Source organism: Micromonospora echinospora (assembly GCF_014203425.1).
Lineage (GTDB): Bacteria > Actinomycetota > Actinomycetes > Mycobacteriales > Micromonosporaceae > Micromonospora > Micromonospora echinospora_A.
Genome location: NZ_JACHJC010000001.1, coordinates 1,133,786 through 1,151,776, shown reverse-complemented (window position 1 = coordinate 1,151,776; position 17,991 = coordinate 1,133,786). Strand labels below are relative to the sequence as shown.

At 72.8% G+C, this 17,991-nt stretch carries 22 protein-coding genes; 13 read left to right on the top strand and 9 right to left on the bottom strand.

Annotated elements, in window-relative coordinates; genetic code table 11:
* The first annotated feature begins 36 nt into the window (after positions 1 to 36).
* From eccB to FHU28_RS05555, 8 genes are all read left to right on the top strand, one after another.
* Positions 37 to 1,506 carry a type VII secretion protein EccB gene (gene eccB / locus FHU28_RS05590; RefSeq protein ID WP_184681531.1) on the top strand — a complete coding sequence of 490 codons (1,470 nt, stop codon included), beginning with the start codon at positions 37 to 39 and terminating at the stop codon, positions 1,504 to 1,506.
* 115 nt (positions 1,507 to 1,621) lie between these two features.
* The gene (locus FHU28_RS05585; RefSeq protein WP_116503638.1) at positions 1,622 to 1,993 is read left to right on the top strand and encodes a hypothetical protein; all 372 of its coding nucleotides are present in this window, start codon (positions 1,622 to 1,624) and stop codon (positions 1,991 to 1,993) included.
* Positions 1,986 to 3,266, top strand: a complete 1,281-nt coding sequence (locus FHU28_RS05580; protein ID WP_184681529.1) for a WXG100 family type VII secretion target — start codon at positions 1,986 to 1,988, stop codon at positions 3,264 to 3,266. The genes FHU28_RS05585 and FHU28_RS05580 overlap by 8 nt, the downstream gene beginning before the upstream one ends.
* 175 nt (positions 3,267 to 3,441) lie before the next feature.
* Positions 3,442 to 3,849: a hypothetical protein gene (locus FHU28_RS05575; RefSeq protein WP_184681519.1), complete on the top strand. Its 408-nt coding sequence runs from the start codon at positions 3,442 to 3,444 to the stop codon at positions 3,847 to 3,849.
* 156 nt (positions 3,850 to 4,005) lie between these two features.
* Positions 4,006 to 4,839, top strand: a complete 834-nt coding sequence (locus FHU28_RS05570) for a hypothetical protein (protein WP_184681517.1) — start codon at positions 4,006 to 4,008, stop codon at positions 4,837 to 4,839.
* 199 nt (positions 4,840 to 5,038) lie between these two features.
* Complete coding sequence (locus FHU28_RS05565) at positions 5,039 to 5,374, top strand: DUF1232 domain-containing protein (protein WP_073825929.1); 336 nt, start codon at positions 5,039 to 5,041, stop codon at positions 5,372 to 5,374.
* A gap of 22 nt (positions 5,375 to 5,396) precedes the next feature.
* Positions 5,397 to 5,810 (top strand): pyridoxamine 5'-phosphate oxidase family protein, encoded by a 414-nt coding sequence (locus FHU28_RS05560; RefSeq protein WP_073825932.1) that lies wholly within the window; start codon positions 5,397 to 5,399, stop codon positions 5,808 to 5,810.
* A gap of 144 nt (positions 5,811 to 5,954) precedes the next feature.
* Complete coding sequence (locus FHU28_RS05555) at positions 5,955 to 6,563, top strand: C39 family peptidase (protein ID WP_184681515.1); 609 nt, start codon at positions 5,955 to 5,957, stop codon at positions 6,561 to 6,563.
* Positions 6,564 to 6,677: 114 nt separating this feature from the next.
* On the opposite strand, the gene FHU28_RS05550 is transcribed toward FHU28_RS05555, so the two are convergent.
* Positions 6,678 to 7,127, bottom strand: coding sequence for an Lrp/AsnC family transcriptional regulator (locus tag FHU28_RS05550; RefSeq protein WP_184681512.1), 450 nt, complete (start codon positions 7,125 to 7,127; stop codon positions 6,678 to 6,680).
* A 93-nt stretch (positions 7,128 to 7,220) separates the two neighbouring features.
* Here FHU28_RS05550 and FHU28_RS05545 point away from each other — a divergent pair, with 93 nt between their 5' ends.
* Positions 7,221 to 8,120 carry an SMP-30/gluconolactonase/LRE family protein gene (locus FHU28_RS05545; protein ID WP_184681510.1) on the top strand — a complete coding sequence of 300 codons (900 nt, stop codon included), beginning with the start codon at positions 7,221 to 7,223 and terminating at the stop codon, positions 8,118 to 8,120.
* A 259-nt stretch (positions 8,121 to 8,379) separates the two neighbouring features.
* On the opposite strand, the gene FHU28_RS05540 is transcribed toward FHU28_RS05545, so the two are convergent.
* A complete protein-coding gene (locus FHU28_RS05540) occupies positions 8,380 to 8,562 on the bottom strand; it encodes an antitoxin (RefSeq protein ID WP_120571972.1) in 183 nt (60 codons plus the stop codon).
* Between the two features lie 129 nt (positions 8,563 to 8,691).
* Between FHU28_RS05540 and FHU28_RS05535 the strand changes: the two genes are divergently transcribed.
* A complete protein-coding gene (locus FHU28_RS05535) occupies positions 8,692 to 9,846 on the top strand; it encodes an AI-2E family transporter (RefSeq protein WP_184681508.1) in 1,155 nt (384 codons plus the stop codon).
* A gap of 121 nt (positions 9,847 to 9,967) precedes the next feature.
* Here the strand turns inward: FHU28_RS05535 and FHU28_RS05530 are convergent, their stop codons facing one another.
* Positions 9,968 to 10,621, bottom strand: a complete 654-nt coding sequence (locus tag FHU28_RS05530) for a dienelactone hydrolase family protein (protein WP_184681505.1) — start codon at positions 10,619 to 10,621, stop codon at positions 9,968 to 9,970.
* A gap of 304 nt (positions 10,622 to 10,925) precedes the next feature.
* Here FHU28_RS05530 and FHU28_RS05525 point away from each other — a divergent pair, with 304 nt between their 5' ends.
* The 3 genes from FHU28_RS05525 (at position 10,926) to FHU28_RS05515 (ending at position 11,876) form a co-directional block, all read left to right on the top strand.
* On the top strand, positions 10,926 to 11,318 hold the full coding sequence (locus FHU28_RS05525) for a MerR family transcriptional regulator (protein WP_184681502.1): 393 nt from the start codon (positions 10,926 to 10,928) through the stop codon (positions 11,316 to 11,318).
* On the top strand, positions 11,288 to 11,635 hold the full coding sequence (locus FHU28_RS05520) for a thioredoxin family protein (protein WP_221453120.1): 348 nt from the start codon (positions 11,288 to 11,290) through the stop codon (positions 11,633 to 11,635). The genes FHU28_RS05525 and FHU28_RS05520 overlap by 31 nt, the downstream gene beginning before the upstream one ends.
* A 61-nt stretch (positions 11,636 to 11,696) precedes the next feature.
* Positions 11,697 to 11,876, top strand: coding sequence for a hypothetical protein (locus FHU28_RS05515; RefSeq protein ID WP_184681499.1), 180 nt, complete (start codon positions 11,697 to 11,699; stop codon positions 11,874 to 11,876).
* Between the two features lie 41 nt (positions 11,877 to 11,917).
* Here FHU28_RS05515 and FHU28_RS05510 read toward each other — a convergent pair whose 3' ends face one another.
* From FHU28_RS05510 to FHU28_RS05485, 6 genes are read right to left on the bottom strand one after another with little or no spacing between them, the layout of a single operon-like run.
* Entirely contained in the window at positions 11,918 to 14,287 is a 2,370-nt protein-coding gene (locus FHU28_RS05510) for a glycoside hydrolase family 65 protein (protein ID WP_184681497.1), read from the bottom strand.
* Positions 14,284 to 15,036 (bottom strand): HAD family hydrolase, encoded by a 753-nt coding sequence (locus FHU28_RS05505; RefSeq protein ID WP_184681495.1) that lies wholly within the window; start codon positions 15,034 to 15,036, stop codon positions 14,284 to 14,286. Before FHU28_RS05505 ends, FHU28_RS05510 begins: the two co-directional genes overlap by 4 nt.
* Positions 15,037 to 15,083: 47 nt before the next feature.
* Complete coding sequence (locus FHU28_RS05500) at positions 15,084 to 15,551, bottom strand: DUF4442 domain-containing protein (RefSeq protein ID WP_184681493.1); 468 nt, start codon at positions 15,549 to 15,551, stop codon at positions 15,084 to 15,086.
* A 49-nt stretch (positions 15,552 to 15,600) separates the two neighbouring features.
* Positions 15,601 to 16,665, bottom strand: coding sequence for an ABC transporter permease (locus tag FHU28_RS05495; RefSeq protein WP_184681492.1), 1,065 nt, complete (start codon positions 16,663 to 16,665; stop codon positions 15,601 to 15,603).
* Positions 16,662 to 17,570 carry an ABC transporter ATP-binding protein gene (locus tag FHU28_RS05490; RefSeq protein WP_184681490.1) on the bottom strand — a complete coding sequence of 303 codons (909 nt, stop codon included), beginning with the start codon at positions 17,568 to 17,570 and terminating at the stop codon, positions 16,662 to 16,664. Before FHU28_RS05490 ends, FHU28_RS05495 begins: the two co-directional genes overlap by 4 nt.
* Positions 17,567 to 17,980: a GntR family transcriptional regulator gene (locus FHU28_RS05485; RefSeq protein WP_184681489.1), complete on the bottom strand. Its 414-nt coding sequence runs from the start codon at positions 17,978 to 17,980 to the stop codon at positions 17,567 to 17,569. Before FHU28_RS05485 ends, FHU28_RS05490 begins: the two co-directional genes overlap by 4 nt.
* Positions 17,981 to 17,991 lie beyond the last annotated feature (11 nt).

Below are 17,991 nucleotides of genomic sequence, written 5' to 3'. Positions count from 1 at the left end.
CTGTCGTCGTGGACCCACCCCCGCCGGAGGTTAGTCATGCGGACCCGCCGCGATCAGGTGCAGGCGTACCGCTTCGTCACCCGCCGCATCGTCTCGGCGTTGCTGTCGGGTGATCCGGAGACCAACGACCTGCCGATGCGCCGCCTCGGCATGGCGGTGTTCGGCAGCGTGATCGCGGCGGCCGTGGTGCTCGGCGGGGTGGGCGCGTACGGGCAGCTCACCAGCAACTCGGCGCCGCTGGAGCCGAACACGCTGGTGATCGAGCGGGAGACCGGCGCGACGTACTACTTCGGCGAGGACCGGGTGCTGCGCCCGACGCTCAACTACGCCTCGGCCCGGCTGATCGTCAACGACGCGGCGGCGAAGCCGCGCACCATGTCCCAGGCGTCCATCAAGGACCGGCCGCGCGGCCGGCTGGTCGGCATCGTGGGCGCCCCGGACGACCTGCCGGACCGCAAGTCCCTGGTCGGGCTCCCCTGGTCGGTGTGCGACGTGCCCGACCCGAACGACACGCAGCGCTCCACCACGCACCTGGTGATCGACCGGACGCTGCCCGGTGGCACCGCGCTCACCGACCGGGCCGTCGTGGTGCGCACCGGCGAGGCCCGCTACCTGCTCACCGGCGGCTCGCGGCTGCGCGTCGCCGGCGACGACCAGGCGCTCGTGGCGTTGAAGATGGCCGGCGTCACGAACCTCACCGTCGGGCAGCAGCTGCTGAACGCGGTGCCGGTGGGCCCGGTGCTGCGCAAGCCCACTATCGACGGGGACGGCGGCCCGAGCGGGCTCGCCGTCGCCGGCCGGCCGGCCCGGATCGGCCAGGTCTACCAGGCGGCCGGCCAGTACTACGTGCTCACCCGGCAGGGCCTGGCAACGGTCCGGGAGGTCACCGCGTTGCTGCTGCTCGGCCGGGGCGGCGAGGTGACGCAGATCACTCCCGACGAGGCGGGCCGACTCCTCACCGACCAGCGGCTGGAGCCGGACGGCCTGCCCGCCCGGCTGCCGACGCCGCACGAGGTCCGCCCGGGGCGCACCGTGCTCTGCGCCACCTACCGGCCCGGCCCGGCCGGCCAGCCGCCGACCACCACGCTGGAGGTCTTCGACTCCCCGCCGGCCGAGCTGACCGGGGCGACCGCGATGCCGTCGCGGCAGGGCGGCCGGGACGCGGTACGCACCGCCGAGAACGTGCTGCTGCCCGGCGGCAAGGGCGTGCTGGCACAGGCCACCGCCGGGGAGAGCGGCAAGCCTGCGGCCGGGTCGACGGTCTACCTGATCACCGCCCAGGGCATCCGCTATCCGCTCGGCACCGCCGGTGGCGACGCGAAGAGCGCCCTCGGGTACGGCGAAGTCACGCCGGTGGCCGTACCCGCCTCGCTGCTGGCGCTGGTGCCGACCGGGCCGACGCTGTCCCGGGGCGACGCGATGGCGTACTTCGATGCCTCGTCCCCGCCGGCGCCCACCGCGAGCCCCTCCACCGGCGGCGCGGCGGCCCAGGTCCAGGGCGGTTGACCGGCCCTTCCGGGATCCGATGTGGATGGAAGCTGTCACGGGTCGCCCGGGTTGGCGCGTTTCGACTAACCTGAGTGCGGCGAAGGTTATCGACGATGACTACGGGGATACAGCCATGACGGGTCGCACGACAGTAGACGTACTGTCCCTGGAGGACTTCCACCAGCGACTTGAGCGGCGCCTGCACGATGCGGAGTCGGTGTTGCGCAAGCTCAACACCCAGATGCAGTGCCGCCCGCCTGCGCTCGGCACGTTCACCGACGCGACCGACAACGCACGTCGCTACTCCGAGACGCACCAGAGCTACGTCAACCACGTCGACCGGCTGCGCCGGGCGATCCTGGCCGCCCGCGAGGCGACCCACAAGATCATGACGAACTACAAGACCGCCGAGGCCCGCAACGCCGCCGCCGCGGCCGACATCGCCGCCGCCCTCTCGGGGCTGAACGAGGCGATGAAGCAGCCGAAGGAGGACCCGCGTGTCTGAGTACACCCGGCGCTACGAGCACGTCAGCCACGAGGAGCTCTACCAGGGCGTCAACGCCGGCGACCCGAGGCAGGTCGAGGCGCTCAGCGCCCAGTGGACCTCCCTCAAGGGCACGCTCGACGACCTCAGCCGCGACCTCACCGCCGACCTGGAGGCGCTGTCCAAGAGCTGGACGGGCGACGCCGCGCGCGAGTTCACCAGGCGGCTCGACATGGTCGTGCGCTACTCCGGCAACCTCGCCGAGGGCATGACCGGCATCCGGCAGGGCCTCGACATGATGTCCAGCGAGCTGCGGGCCGCGCAGACCAAGGCGGAGAGCCCGGAGAAGACCGACGACAACGACAAGCTGCTCTCCAGCGCCGGCAAGGGCTTCCTGCTCGGCGGCGCCCCCGGCGCGGTGATCGGTGGGATCGTCGGCCACCAGCAGGACAAGGCCGAGCAGGAGAAGGCGCACCAGCGGATGGTGCAGGTCGTGGCGAAGCTCGCCGAGGGCTACGACTTCTCGGCGTACGGCCGGATCGTCGTGCCGGACCCGCCCGAGGTCGAGCTGCCGGGCAACACCAGCAACGGTGACCCGACGTTGCAGAACGGCCCCTCGGTCAAGACGCCGTCGTCCGGCCCGAACCTGGGCAGTTTCGGCCCGGGGGCGAGCGCCACCGCCACCACGTCGGGCGTGCACCACACGGCACCCACCAGCGGCACGCCGGGTGAGGGCACCCCGGGCGCCGGCGCCCCGGGCGGCAACCCCGGCGCGGGCGTCCCGGGTTCGGTCACCACCGGCGGCACTGTCGACCCGGCCGGCACCTCGCTGGCCGGCGCCGGCCCGCTGACCAGCACCACCGGCGGCCCGACGATCGGCGGCGGCCCGGGCCTCGGCTCCGGCGGCGGCCCGGCGACGATGACGGCCGGCGGAGGCGGCGGCGCGCTCTACGGCGCCCCCGGCGTGCTCAGCACCGGGGCGCTCGCGGGCACCGGTCCCAACTCGGCGTCCGCGGCCCGGTTCGGCGGAGTGCCCGGCGCGGAAAACCGCGCGGCGGCCGGCACCGGCCGGCTCACCTCCGGTCGCGGCCTGGTGGTCGAGTCCGGAGGCAAGGCCGGCGAGCGCGCCGGCGGCACCGGGCGGCCCGCGATGGCCGGCCGTGGCGGCGTGCTCGGTGGTCGCGGCAGCCACGGCGACGACGAGTCCGACGGCCGGCTGACCTGGCTCACCGAGGACGAGATGGTCTGGGGCGACGGCGACGGCGCCCCGCCGCCGGTGCTCGGCGGCAACTGACAGCGACATCCGAAACGGCGCGGCGCCCCGGCGGGCTCCGCGCCGTTTCGCGTCGGGTGGAGTCCGCTCGCCCGCCCCGACGACTCGGTCCGTCCACAGCGACCCGTGGGACGGCTCACGTAACCCGCAAGATCTTTGAGCTGCGAAATCGTTCGCCGGCCGATAGGTTGAAACAGTGCTGCCCGTAGCGTTCACCCCGTCCACCTGGACGGCGACGCTGCGCCGGATCGCCCGCACGGCCGTGGCCAGCCTGGTGCTGATCGCCGGCCTCCAGGGCATCGCCGCCGCACCCGCCCACGCCGCCGTGGCCGGGCAGGCCGACGCCACGACGGTTCGTACCGCCGGGTTCGGGGCGACCGACGCCCGAGCGACATCCACCGAATTCGCGCCCAGCGCGATCGCGTCTCCGGTCGCGGCAGGCACCACGACGGCCGACGGCGCGCCACGGACCGCCACCGGTCCCGCCGCCGACGCGGCCGTCACCGATTCCGCCTCCGCCGGGCGCATGCCCGGCGTCGAGGCCGTGGCCGTCGCCGACCCGGCTCGGGCGGCCATCGCCCGCCGCGGTCCGCCGCGCGCCTGACCGGACCACTTTCCGGTACGCCCCGAAGCGGCCCGATGAGCCGCACCCCGCGCGCCCTGCCGCGCGTCGAGTCGCGCCTCCGCACGAGGCGCACCCGCCCGGACGACCGGGCCACAACCGTTTGTTCGTCAGTCGTTCCACCTTGAGGTGCTGGTAATGCAGACCGTCTTCTCCACCGTCCTGCCCGACATCCCCGCGGCCGCCGTGATCTGGCTGGCTCTGCTCGCCGTGGCCGCGACAGTGGTCGCCGCCCTGATCGTCCGCCCGTCCCGGTTCCGCTCGGAACTCGTCGACCGGATCAGTGACGCCGCCCGGCCGAGCAGCATCGACCAGGCCGAGCGGGCCCGCGTACAGGATCGGGAGCGGGACCGGTACGCCGACGAGGTGGCGGTGGCCGCCGCCCGCGCGGCAGCGACCGCCGAGCGGAGCCGGGCGGAGTGGCTGACCGCTCAGGAGGAGGCCGAGGTGGCCTGGCAGACGTACCAGGCGGCCGAGGACGACGTGCGGCGCCTGGCCGCCGCCGCGGCGCTGCCGCTGCCCCGGACCGCCCGGACCCCGGCCGAGTACGCGGACCGGGAGCGCTGGCTGCACCGGGCGGCGATGGACGCCCAGTGGCGTAACGAGATCACGGTGCGGCAGCTCAGCGACATCCTCGGCGGGAACGGCTGGGACCCGAGCCGGCACCCGGTGGAGCAGGAACTGCTGCTGCGCCGGCTGGTCCGGGACAACCTCGCCGCGCGGCACCGGGCCGCCACGCAACGGGAGCAGGCCGCCTGGCAGGCCGCCGAGCGGGCCGCGGCGGCGGCGCAGAGCCTGCGTGACGAGGTGTTCGCGGCACTGCACCCGGTCGTCGAGCCGCAGGCGGAGCTGTCCATCGTCGGGTTCGCCGGGCCGGACACCACCCGGGAGCTGCCGACCGGGACGGCCGGCGCCGACATCACCCGCGAGCTGAGCCCGGTGGCCCGGGGACGGGCGGCCGTCGCGGCCTGAGCGCCCCGCCGTCCCGAGCCGTTGCCGCCACTTCGGGGTAGTGGTGGCCCGGTTCGCCAGTTCGGGGCGGTGGCTGGGTCGGCACCACTTCGTTGCCACCACTTCGGCGAAGTGGCGGTCCGGTTGCCCCGGGCCACGACCCAGCGCGCCACGGCCGCGCCCGCGGGCGGCATCGACCCGGCTCAGCTAGCGTGGTGGCGTGTCCCGCGAATCCTGGGTGCTCGTCGTACTCGCCGCCGTCGTCGCGGCGGCCATGTTGGCCGGGGCGGTCGTGCTCGCCGTCCGGCTGGTCCGCACCCGCCGCATGCTCGGCGCGCTCGGCGCCGGTGGCAAGGTCGCGTTCTACGGCGCGCTGATCTACACGATCATGCCGGTGGACCTGCTGCCCGACCCGATCTACCTGGACGACATGGGCGTGCTGGCCGGCGCGCTGTTCTACCTGGGCCGGCTGGCCGTCAAGCACCGCGCCGCGCAGCGGGCCACCGGGGAGTCCCCGGCCCCGGCGTTGCCGCCCGGCGCGGCACCCCGTCGATGAGGCACGCGAGCGAGGAGACGGCATGGCGGGACGGCACCGGTTGGACCCGCACGACGGGCGGGTGGCCCGTTTCTTCGCGGACCGGCATCTCGCCACGCTGACCACCCTGCGCGCCGACGGCACACCGCACGTCGTACCGGTGGGGGTGACCTTCGACCCGGAGGCCGGAGTGGCCCGGGTGATCACCTCCGCGGGGTCCGCCAAGGCCCGGCACGTCGCGGCGGCCGGGCCGGACGGCACTCCGGTGGCCGTGTGCCAGGTCGACGGCCGCTGGTGGCTGACCGTGGAGGGCCGGGCCGTGCTGCGCCGGGACCCGGATTCGGTGGCCGAGGCCGAGCGGTGGTACGCCGGGCGCTATCGCACGCCGCGTCCGAATCCGGAGCGGGTGGTCATCGAGATCGCGGTCACCCGGCTTCTGGGTAGCCTGCCCGACTGAGCCGGTCTGTCCGGTTTCGCGGTGGCCCCGGTCACGCCCGGAAATGAGGCCCGGAAGCAGGGCGGTTGAACTCTCCGTACGCCGAGCGCCACTCCTGGTGCCGCGTCTCCGCACGGAGCGCCGACCCCCGAATGGAGCCTCGACATGAACCCGATCATCCGCAAGTGCGTGCTCTCCGTCGCCGGCCTCGCCGCTGCCGGCGGGGCTGTGGCCGGTCCGGCCGCCGCCCACGCGGCCCCGGTCAAGGGCAAGGGTGACCGCACCGCCGATTACGAGTACCAGGCCCAGCCGAACTTCTTCTACTGTGGCCCCGCCTCGGCCCGCATCGCGCTCTCGGCCGAGGGCAAGGACGTGAGCCAGGACGAGCTGGCCGTGAAGCTGGGCACCACCCAGAACGGCACCGACTCCGCCATCGACATCACCCGGGTCCTCAACGAGTACACCGGAGGCAAGTACCGGACCACCGAGATCCGCGACGACGTGGCCACGCCGGAGCAGGTCGCACGCCTACGCGCGGACATCCGGGCCGCAGTGGACGACGACCGGCCGGTGGTAGCGAACATCCTGGGCGGCGCCCGGGACGTCGACGGCGTGGAGCACAGCTACCCCGGCCACTACCTGACAGTGGTGCGGTACGAGGGCGACGTCGACACCGTCCTCATCGCCGACCCGGCCCGGCCGGACGCGCCGACGTACTGGATGGACGTGACCGAGCTGGCCAACTGGATCGCCGGACGCGGCTACAGCTCCTGAACCGCACAACTGCTTGACGCACGGGCCGGTCTCCGCTGTGAGGCCGGCCCGTCGGCATCAGTCCGCCCGCGGTGAATTCGCGGGCCGCCAAGAGGTCGTCGCGTGTCAGGAAGTCTACGGGTACGGGTCGAGTGGGCGCTCGAAGAAGCTCTCCAGCACCACCACGGTCTGCGTCCCGGTCACGCCCTCCACCTGGAATAGCCGGCGCAGGCTGGCCTGGAGCTGCTCCGGGGTGCCTACGCGGATCTTCACGAGCAGCGAGGCGGGGCCGGCGATGACGTGCGCCTCCATCACCTCGGGCAGCGCCGCGAGCGCGTCTCGGGTGGGGTGGTCACCCATCCAGGCGTTCGCCTCCACCAGCACGAAGGCGAGCACACCCCGGCCGACTGCGGCCGGCTCGACGTCCACCGTGGTCCGGCGAACCACACCCTGCTCGCGCAGCTTGCGCACCCGCTCGTGGACCGCCCCCGTGGAGAGCCTGACCTGCCCGGCCAGCGCCGCGTACGACTGGGTGGCGTCGTGTTGCAGCGCCGCCAGCAGCGTCCGATCGACGTCATCCATCACCGTGCCTCCGTTCGGCGTCTAGCCTCACAGGTGATCCTCGTTCGGTAATATTAGCTTCTTGCCGAACATCAGTCACGGGTGGAGGCGGTCGGCGTGGATCGGTTCAGGACGCGTTTCGAGGTGCGGGACGAGCGGTTCCGCCGGGTGAACGGCGACGAGTGGACGGAGTGTCTCTGGACCGGGGGCCGCTGGTTGGAGGGCCCGGCCTGGTTCGCCGCCGGGCGCTACCTGGTCTTCAGCGACATCCCCAACGACCGGCTGCTGCGCTGGGACGAGACCACCGGCGCGGTCGGGGCGTTCCGCCAGCCGGCCGGCTACGCCAACGGGCACACCGTCGATCGACGGGGGCGGCTGGTGAGCTGCGAGCAAGGCCGGCGACGGGTCACCCGGACCGAGGCCGACGGCACCGATACGGTGCTCGCCGAGCGCTGGCGCGGCAAGCGGCTGAACAGCCCGAACGATGTGGTCGAGCACTCCGACGGCTCGATCTGGTTCACCGACCCGAGCTACGGCATCGACAGCGACTACGAGGGCCACCGGGCCGAGAGCGAGATCGGCGGCAACCACGTCTACCGGGTCGACCCGCACGACGGCGAGGTGCGCCGCGTCGCCGACGACTTCGGGCAGCCGAACGGTCTGGCGTTCAGCCCCGACGAGTCGCTGCTCTACGTGGTCGACACCCGGGCGAAGCACCTGCGCCGGTTCGCTGTCAACGAGGGCACCCTGCGCGGTGGCGAGGTCTTCGCCACCTGCGACGCCGCCTCCTTCGACGGGGTACGCCTCGACGACGCCGGCCGGGTCTGGGTGGCCGCCCACGACGGGCTGCACTGCTTCGACCCGGACGGCACGCTGCTCGGAAAGCTGCACCTGCCGGAGGTGGTCGCAAACTTCACCTTCGGCGGCCCGAGGCGCAACCAGCTCTACATCTGCGCCTCCAGCTCGCTGTTCAGCCTGCGGATCAACGTGAACGGGGCGCGCTACCCCGGCTGGTGACCGGTCGGCCCTGCAGGGCGTTCCGGCCGAAGGTTGTCCAGGTCGGATACGCCGATCGCCTCCAACGGGCAGGACCTGGAAGTGTCGGTCACCGGCTGGCTCTCGGCACCCCGGGCGGTCGACTCCGCACGCTCGACCCTGAGCCATCTCCCGCCTGCGGGCGGCAGCGAGATCCGTCGCTGGAACCAGAGGGTGTTCGGGGCCCGAAACGACGGTCCCGGCCGCCCTCAGTGGGACGGCCCGGGATCGCCAGGTGCGGTCAGCGGCCGGTGTCGCCGTCGCCGGTCCGCTGCTGCGCCGCGTCGACGCCCTTGTCGATCTGGTTGTCGTACTTGCCGCCGGTGCGCTTGTCGGCCGCGTCGCCAGCCTTCTCGATGCCCTGGTCGACCTGCTTGTCATGCTTGTCGGCGAAGTCCTTCGCCTTGTCCATGAAGTCACTCATGTCGGATCTCCCTTCGATACGTTGGAAGCCTTCCCTGGGGCTGGGGGCACAAACACCGGGTGGGCCATTACCGCCCTGGTGTCGGATCGACGTCCGTCGGGTACCAACGGCCACGATCGAGGAGGCGACGTGGACGCTGATGGATCCGAGCCGACGCGGCCGGCACCGACGACCGGCCCGCGGCAGACCTGGGCGGGACTGCCCTGGCCGGTGCGGACCGCTGTCACCTGGAGCGCCTGCCTCCTGGTGGTGACCGCCGGGCTGTGGCTGCTCGGGCAGATCGCGGTGCTGCTCGCGCCGCTGGCGGTTGCGCTGGCCGGCACGCTGTTCCTCGCCGCGCTGCTCGACCCGGTGCTGGTACGCCTGCGCCGGCTGCGGGTGCCGGCCGGGCTCGCCGCCCTGTTCAGCATCCTGCTGTTGCTCGGCATCCTGGGCGGTGCCGGTGTCCTGGTCTGGAATCTCACCGCGAGCCAGTTCAGCGAGCTGAGCCAGCAGCTCGACGAAGGGCTGCAGCGCACCCGCGACTTCGTCACCTCCAGCCTGCCGGTCACCGACCAGCAGCTCGACCGGCTGGTGGAGCAGATCCGGCAGGGCCTGAGCAGCGGCACTCCCGACCCGGTGGCCGGTGCGCGCAAGGTCGCCGAGGTGGCCGGCGCGATCCTGCTCGCGCTGGTGCTGCTGTTCTTCCTGCTCAAGGACGGCCGCTCGATGTGGCATTGGGTGTTGCGCCGGCTGACCGGCCCGCGCCGGGAGCTGACCGCCGAGGCGGGCCGCGCAGGCTGGCGGACGCTCGGCGCATACAGCCGGGGCACGATGATCATCGCGGCGATCGACGCCCTCGGCATCGGGCTGGCGCTGGTCGTGTTGCGTGTCCCGCTGGCCCTGCCGCTCGCCCTGATCACGTTCCTCGGCGGCTTCGTGCCGATCATCGGCGCCACGGTGGCCGGCGCGGTGGCGGTACTGGTCGCGCTGGCCGCGAACGGCCCCACTACCGCCCTGCTCACGCTCGCCGCCGTGATCGCCGTCCAGCAGATCGAGGGCAACCTGCTGGAACCACTGGTGATGCGGCGGCAGGTGCAGCTGCACCCGGCCGTCATCCTGGTGGTGGTCACCGCCGGCACGTTGGTAGCCGGGGTGGCCGGTGCGTTCGTGTCGGTGCCGATCGCGGCGGTGCTCTGGCGGGTGCTGGACACCGTGCAGCAACACCGCGCCGCCGCGGCGAAGCGCGCAATCGGTCCCGGCCCGGCTGCCGAACCCGGCCGCACCGCCGAAGCCACCGGCTGACAGCCGGGCCGTCGAAAGCCGCGGCATGACAGCCGCGCCGTCGAGGCCGCGAGCTGAGCCGGGCCGCCGAAGCCGCTGGACGAGGGCCGGCCGGCCGCCGGTGGTGCGGGCGGCACAGCGCTCAGGCAGGGTGCGGCTGGCGCAGGTGGGTGGTGAACCAGGTGCCGGCCTGTTCGGCCACCTGCTCCAGCGTGCCGGGCTCCTCGAACAGGTGCGTGGCGCCGGGCACGATCCGCAGCTCCGCCACCTCGCCGAGCGCGTCCCGGGCCTGCTCGTTGAGCACGATCACCTGCTCGTCCAGGCCGCCGACGAGCAGCAGCGTCGGTGCGCGTACCCCGGTCAGTGAGCTGCCGGCCAGGTCGGGCCGGCCGCCCCGGGAGACCACCGCGCCCACCCGGTCCGGCCGGGTCGCCGCGGCGACCAGGGCGGCGGCGGCGCCGGTGCTGGCCCCGAACAGCCCGACCGGGAGCTGCCCCAGCTCCGGGTCGGCGCCCATCCAGTCGACGATCCCGGCCAGGCGCTCGGCCAGCATGCCGATGTCGAAGCGCAGCTCGGCGGTGACCTCGTCCCGCGCCTCCTCGTCGGCGGTCAGCAGGTCGACCAGCACGGTGGCCAGCCCACGCTCGTTGAGCGCGCGCCCGACGGCCATGTTGCGCGGGCTGTGCCGCGAGCTGCCGCTCCCGTGCGCGAACAGCACCATCCCACCGGCGTTGCCGGGCACGCTGACATCCCCGACGAGCCCTCCGTCCACCACAGGCACCGAAACCTCACGCATATCCCTCCACCCCCGCCCACCCGATACCCCCCAGCCGCACGATCATGAAGTTGACGGCCCAGAAAGCGCTCCCCCACCCCGCCAACTTCATGATCACGCCATCCGGGCAAAACCACGGGGGACGCCACCCCAGCCCCGCCGCTACAGGGTCGATCATGAAGTTGGCGGCAGATTTGGAGATCCACAACGCCGTCAACTTCATGATCGACGGGGACAGCCAGCGGGGAGGCCGACGCGTGCGGGGTTGCGTTGACGTCGGCGGCAAGGTTTAGCGTCGACCTACAGGCAGGGACGGGGGCGGCGGATGCGGATCGGGGAGCTGGCGCGGCGGGCCGGTACGAGCACCCGCACCCTGCGCTACTACGAAACTCACGGCCTGGTCCGGTCGGGCCGGTCCGCCAACGGGTACCGGGTCTACGACGAGGCGGAACTGCGCGTCGTCCGCGAGATCCGGTCCCTGCTGGCGATCGGTTTCGGCCTGGACGACATCCGTCCGTTCGTCGCCTGCCTGCGTGCCGGTAACGACTCCGGTGACGTCTGCCCCGATTCGGTGGCGGTGCTGCGGCGCAAGCTCGCCGAGGTGGACGACTACCTCGACCGGCTCGGCGACGTCCGCCGCCGGCTGCACGACCAGCTCGCCCACGCGATCGCCCAACGGGAGGAAACATGCCTCAGGACACGGGGACCGGCCGACTGACCCCGGTCACCGACGACACCTTCGCGGCCACCGTGCTGGCCGCCGACCGGCCGGTGGTGGTCGACTTCTGGGCCGAGTGGTGCCCGCCGTGCCGGGTGGTGTCGAAGCACCTGGTCGAGCTGGCCGACGAGTTCGGCGACGCGCTGCGCTTCGTCACCCTCAACACCGACGAGAACCCGGCGACCACCCGCGCCCACCGGATCATGTCCGCGCCGACGATGCTGGTGTTCCGGGACGGCGAGGTGGTCGGTTCGATCGTCGGCTCCCGCCCCAAGGACCACCTGCGGCGCAGTTTCGCCCGCCACCTGGACGGTTGATCCGCCGCCGGGCGGGAACGCGCGGGGTGACCACGGACCCCGACGGATCGCGAGGATCGTCATGGCGAAACAGGACAGGTCCCGGGAACAGGAACTCACCGACCAGGAGCGCCGCAAGCAGGAGCTTGAGGGCTCGCCGGAGTGGGCCGACCGCGCCGCGACGGCGCGTACCGCCGACGACGCGCGGGCCACGGCGCCGCGCGACGCCGGCGGGCGTCCGTCGAACGGCCGCCAGTTCTGAGGTACGCGTACGTAGCGGTCCCGCCCGTCGTGGCGGGACCGCTACATGCGTTCCGGCAGGTGCATCAGCGGCGCGCGGCCCTGCGGCTGCTCCGGCTGCGGCTCGCTCGGGTGCTCGGGCGGGATCGGCACGGTGACCGGCTGCGCCGAGGTGATCCGCAGCGGCTCGCCGTGATGCCGCAGCTCCACCACCGTGTCCGGGCCGCCGTTGCGCAGCGAGTACGTCGTCTGGTGCGGCCGCACGTCGACGCGTAGTCGCATCCCGCGCCACTGGAGCGAGAACTCCAGCCGGCTGAGGCGGCTGGAGAGCCGGGGCGCGAAGGAGAGCGTCCCGTCGTGGTCCCGCAGCCCGCCGAATCCGGCGACGAGCGCGATCCAGGCGCCGGCCAGGGATGCCATGTGCACGCCGTCGCGGGTGTTCTCGTTCAGGTCGTGCAGGTCCATCAGCGCGGCCTCGCGCAGGTAGCGGTGGGCCAGTTCGAGGAAGCCGACCTCGGCGGCGAGCACCGCCTGGGTGCAGGCGCTCAACGACGAGTCGCGTACGGTGCGCCGCTCGTAGTAGACGAAGTTGCGCAGCTTCTCGGCGGTGCTGAAGGCGTCGCCCCGCCAGTGCATGGCGAGCACCAGGTCGGCCTGCTTGACGACCTGCTTGCGGTAGAGGTCGAAGTACGGGTAGTGCAGCAGCAGCGGGTACTTCTCCGGCGGCGTGTGCTGGAAGTCCCACTCCTGGAACCGGGTGAACCCCTCGACCTGCTCGTGCACCTCGGTCTCGGCGTCGTACGGCACGTGCATGTCGTTCGCGGCGTCCCGCCAGGCGGCGGCCTCCTCCTCGGTGACGCCGAGGTCGAGGGCCTGGTCCCGGTAGCGCATCGCGCAGTCCGCGGCGGTACGCAGGTTCCGCTGCGCCATCAGGTTGGTGTAGACGTTGTCGTTCTTCACCGCCGTGTACTCGTCGGGGCCGGTCACGCCGTCGATGTGGAACCGTCCGGCGCGGTCGTGGTGGCCGAGCGAGCGCCACAGCCGGGCGGTTTCGACAAGCAGTTCCAGCCCGATCTCGCGTTCCAGCGTCTCGTCGCCGGTCACCAGCACGTAGCGGCGCAGCGCGTCGGCGACGTCGGCGGCGATGTGGAACGCGGCGGTCCCGGCCGGCCAGTACGCCGACGACTCCGGCCCTTCGATGGTGCGCCACGGGAAGGCGGCACCGTCGAGGTTCAGCGTGCGGGCCCGCTCCTGGGCCTGGGCGAGCGTGGCGTACCGCCACTGCAGCGCGTCGCGCACCGCGCCGGGCTGGGTGTACGTGAGCACCGGCAGCACGAACATCTCGGTGTCCCAGAACGCGTGGCCGTCGTACCCGGGACCGGTGAGGCCCTTGGCCGAGATCGGCCGCCGTTCCGCGCGGGCGCCGGCCTGGAGCACGTGGAAGAGGCCGAAGCGAACGGCCTGCTGCACCTCCGGGTCGCCCTCGACCCGCACGTCGGCGGCGTCCCAGAACGCGTCCAGGTATTCCCGCTGGGCCCGGCGCAGCCCGTCCCAGCCGTCGAGCCGGGCCGCGGCCAGCGCCGCGCCGACCTGGTCGCGCAGCGCCGGCAGCGACCGGCGGCTGGACCAGCCGTACGTCAGGTACTTGATCACGTGCAGCTTCTCGCCGGGCTTGAGCACGCAGCCGATGGTGGTGCGGACCCAGTCCTCGTACCCCTCGCTCTCGATCGTGGTGCGTTCGGGGCCGTGCACGTCGTGGCCCATGGCGGCGGCGACCCGCAGGCCGCTGACCTTGGTCCGGTGGATGAGCAGGCCGCCGTCGTCGGTGGTCAGCTCCTCCTCGGCCTGCAACGGCGACTCCAGCACGGCTGCCACCCGGGGGTCGCGGCTCTGCGGCGGCAGCGACTCGTTGGCGACCAGCTCGGACTGGAGGATCAGCCGCAGCGGCCCGTTGACCGGCTCCACCTCGTAGTGGATGGCGGCGACCGAACGCTGGGTGAACGACACCAGCCGGGTGGTGCGGACCTTGACCTCTTGCCCGGCCGGGGAGCGCCAGTGCAGGTCCCGCTGGAGCGTCCCGGCGCGCAGGTCGAGGACCCGCTCGTGGGCGAGCACCTCGCCGTAGCGGACGTCGAGTGGTTCGTCGTCCACGAGCAGCCGGATCAGCTTGCCGTTCGTGACGTTGACGATGGTCTGCCCGGACTCGGGGAAGCCGAAGCCGGCTTCCGCGTACGGCAGCGGGCGCAGCTCGTAGAAGGAGTTCAGGTAGGTGCCGGGCAGGCCGTGCGGCTCGCCCTCGTCGAGGTTGCCGCGCAGCCCGATGTGCCCGTTGGAGAGTGCGAACACCGACTCGGACTGGGCCAGCACGTCCATGTCGAGCCGTACCTCCCGGACGTGCCAGGGCTCGACCGGGTACGCCCGTTCCCGGATCACGCGGCCGGCTCCGCTGCGAGCAGTTCGGCGAGGTCGGTGACCACCACGTCGGCGCCGTGCGCCAGCAGCTCGTCGGCCTGGCCGACGCGGTCGACGCCGATCACGTACCCGAATCCGCCGGCCCGTCCGGCGGCCACGCCGGCGAGGGCGTCCTCGAAGACGGCGGCCTGCGACGGTTCGACGCCGAGCAGCCGCGCGCCTTCCAGGAAGGTGTCCGGGTCCGGTTTGCCGCGCAGCCCGTTCGCGCGGGCGATCACGCCGTCGACCCGCGCCTCCAGCCAGTGGTCCAGCCCGGCGGCGTGCACCACGGCGGCGCAGTTGGCGCTGGCCGAGACGACCGCGCGCCGCAGCCCGGCCGCGGTGGCTGCCTCCAGGTAGCGCACCGAGCCCTCGTACGCCTCGACGCCGTGCTGCTCGATGTGCTGGAGCAGGACGACGTTCTTGCGGTTGCCGAGGCCGTTGACGGTGTCCGCCTCGGGCGGGTCGTCGGGCGAGCCCTCGGGCAGGGTGATGCCGCGCGAGGTCAGGAATGTGCGCACCCCGTCGGCGCGCGGTCTGCCGTCCACGTAACGGTTGTAGTCCGGTCCGGGGTCGAACGGTTGGAACGGCTCGCCGGTTTCGACGGACCGTCGCCGCAGGTACGCGTCGAACGTCTCCGCCCAGGCGGCGTTGTGCACTTTGGCGGTCTGCGTCAGCACACCGTCCAGATCGAAGAGACACGCGCTCACGTGCGCGGGGAGGCCCAGCATCGTTTGAATCTATCCAGGCCCCACGCCGGGCAACCACACTTCGCGGGTCAGCGGTTCGGACGCAGCGTCCAGATCACGGTGAGCGAGGAGGTGAGCGTGCCGTCCTCGGTGTGCACCTCGACCTCGACCGGGAACTCGGGCCGCTGCCCGGCGTCCAGCTCGGCCAGCACTTCGGCGGGTACGCCGCCGAGTCGCGCGGTCGCCAGCACCGGCCCCATCGCGATCTTGCGGAAGTGCACGGAAGCGGTCACCGGCAGGGGTACGGCCCGGTCGAGGACGTGCCCGAATGCGACCAGGACGACCGCGCCCGAGGCGCTCTCCCCCAGCGTGAACATGGCCCCGGCGTGCGGGCCGCCGAGGTGGTTGTGGTGCGCCGCGATGTCGGGGAGCCGGGCCACGACACGGACCCCGCCCTCGGCCTCGGGCGCCACCTCGACGAACTCGATCCCGAGCGTGCGGGCGAACGGCACGGCGTCGAGGAGACCGGCCGCCACCTGGCGAGAGTCGATGCTCATGCCCGAACGCTACTCGCCGGTAACAACACCGGCAAGGCCGATTCCCTGGTCAGCCCGCGCTGAGGTCGGTGCGGCGGACGATCCACCAGACGACGAGAAGCGCCAGCGCGGTGAGACCCAGATAGCCGCCGGCGACGATCAGGTGGAACTCGGGGATCCGGCTGCCCGGCTGGTACTGGAGGTGCTGCTGAAGGTTGTGCTCGGCGAAGCATGCGATCGTCCGGCCACTGCCGTTGTCGGGCGGGCAGAGGCGTTGCAGCTCGACTCCGCTGAGCTCACGCCCGGAGGGGTCGAACGCGCCGGACGGCCCGTCGATTCCGTAGTCGATCATGCCGCCGTCGACGACCAGGGCGTTGTCACGCAGCACACCCACGCCCGGCCCGCCGATGACGCGGTGCACGGTCAGCGGCTCCATCAGCGTGGGGTAGCGCCACCGGACGAGATAGGTCAGGCCGACGAAGCCCACGACCACGCCGAACACGGCCGGGAGCGTGCGTTTGATCGCAGCGCCGAGCGCGACGCCGACCGCGAACCAGCAGAGGCTGATCACGGCCGGAAGCATCGCGGTGTTGAGGAACGGCCCGTACTCGAACAGGCTCACCGGGGCGACCCGGGCCTGGAGCCGCTCCAGGTGGTCGCTGACACCGGCGACGGCCGAGGTCACCGCCGCCACGAACAGGCCGAGCAGGGCCAGCCGGGTCCAGAGCCACCGCTGCGGGGAGACGTCCTGGCTCCAGGCCAGCAGCAGGGTGCGCTGCTCGTGTTCCCTGGTCAGCACCGGGACGCCGACGAACACGCCGATCAGCAGCGGCATCCACTGCACCACCTGCGACAGGACGGCCAGGGTGAGAACCAGGCTGGAGGAGCCGCCGAGCCGCCGGCCCTGTGGCGACTCCTCCGCGCAGAAGGTCTCGTGACACTGGTGCCACAGGCTCGTCAGCTCCACGGACAGGTAGGTCATCCAGCCCACCAGGACCGCGGCCAGGACCAGCGTGCCGATCACCGTCCAGCGGTGCTGACGCCAGGTCAGCCAGAGCAGACCGCGTACGCCCCCGGCGTACCCGGGGTCGTTCCGTCGGTTCGTGGGTGCGGACAGCTGGCCGACCGGGCTCATGCGACTGCCTTCCGCTCGTGCGGCGCGGCGGCCGACGCTCTGAGGTGGGTCAGGATCAGCTCGTCCAGGGTGATGGGCCGGGCGGTCCAGCCGGGCGCCACTACCGCGTGCGCCGCCGGTGCCGCCGGCCGCCTGAGGACGAAGGTGGACTGGCGGCCGGTGTGCTGCGCCTGGACGACCACGCCCGGCCCGGGTGGCTGGTCGGCCCGGGGCCCGGTCAGCCGGACGTGACTGTCGAGCAGCTCCTCGACGTCGCCGGTGAGGACGGGCCGACCGGCGTCGAGCAGCAGCAGGTGGTCACCGACGCCGCTCAGCTCGGCGACGATGTGGGTCGACAGCACGACTGTCATGTCGTCGTCGGCGACCTCCGCCAGCAGCTCGCCTGTCACCTCGACGCGGGCCAGCGGATCCAGGTTCGCGAGGGGTTCGTCCAGGAGCAGCACCGCGGGGCGGGAGCCGAGCGCGACCGCCAGCGCGACCTGCGCCCGCTGCCCGCCGGACAGCTTGCCGCAGCGCCGGTCCAGCGGGACGGCGAAGCGGTCGAGCCACGACAGCGCCCGCCGCTGGTCCCACACGCGGTTCGTCGAGCGGCCGAAGCGGAGCATGTCCGACACGGTGAAGTCGCGGTAGAGCGGCTTGTCCTGGGCCAGGATCGCCACCCGGCTGCCGCCGTCGACGGATCCGCCCCGCACCATCGGCCGGCCATGCACAAGCACCGTGCCGCTGGTGGCCGCCAGGGTGCCGGCGATGATGCTCAGCAGCGTGGACTTGCCCGCGCCGTTCGCGCCGACCAGCGCGACGACCCGGTTGGCGGGCAGTGCGAACGAGCACTCCCGGAGCGCCCACACGGCGCCGTAGCGCCGGCTCAGGTCACGCGCCTCGACGGCGGCCGGCTCGCCGCTCACGCCGCGCCCTCCGCGTTCTCTCTCTTCGCGGGTGTCGCGTTCTCCGCGATCACCGAGGCGAGCAGCGCCTGGACGTCCTCGTCCTCCAGACCGGCCTCGCGGGCCTGGCCGAGCCACCGGGCCAGGCTGCCGCGCAGGCGGGCCATGACGTGGGGATCGGCGTGCCCGAGCGTTCCGCTGACGAACGTGCCCGCCCCCTGCCTCGCCTCCACCAGGCCGGACAGCTCCAGCTCCCGGTAGGCCTTGAGCACTGTGGTCGGGTTGACGGTGCACGAGGTCACCACGCTGCGCACGGTGGGGAGCTGGTCTCCGGGCCGCAGCGTCCCGATCCGCAGCGCCTCACGGACCTGCCGCACCAGCTGGGCGTACGCGGGGACGCTGCTGGACCGGTCGACATGAAAGTTGATCACCCTGGTGACCC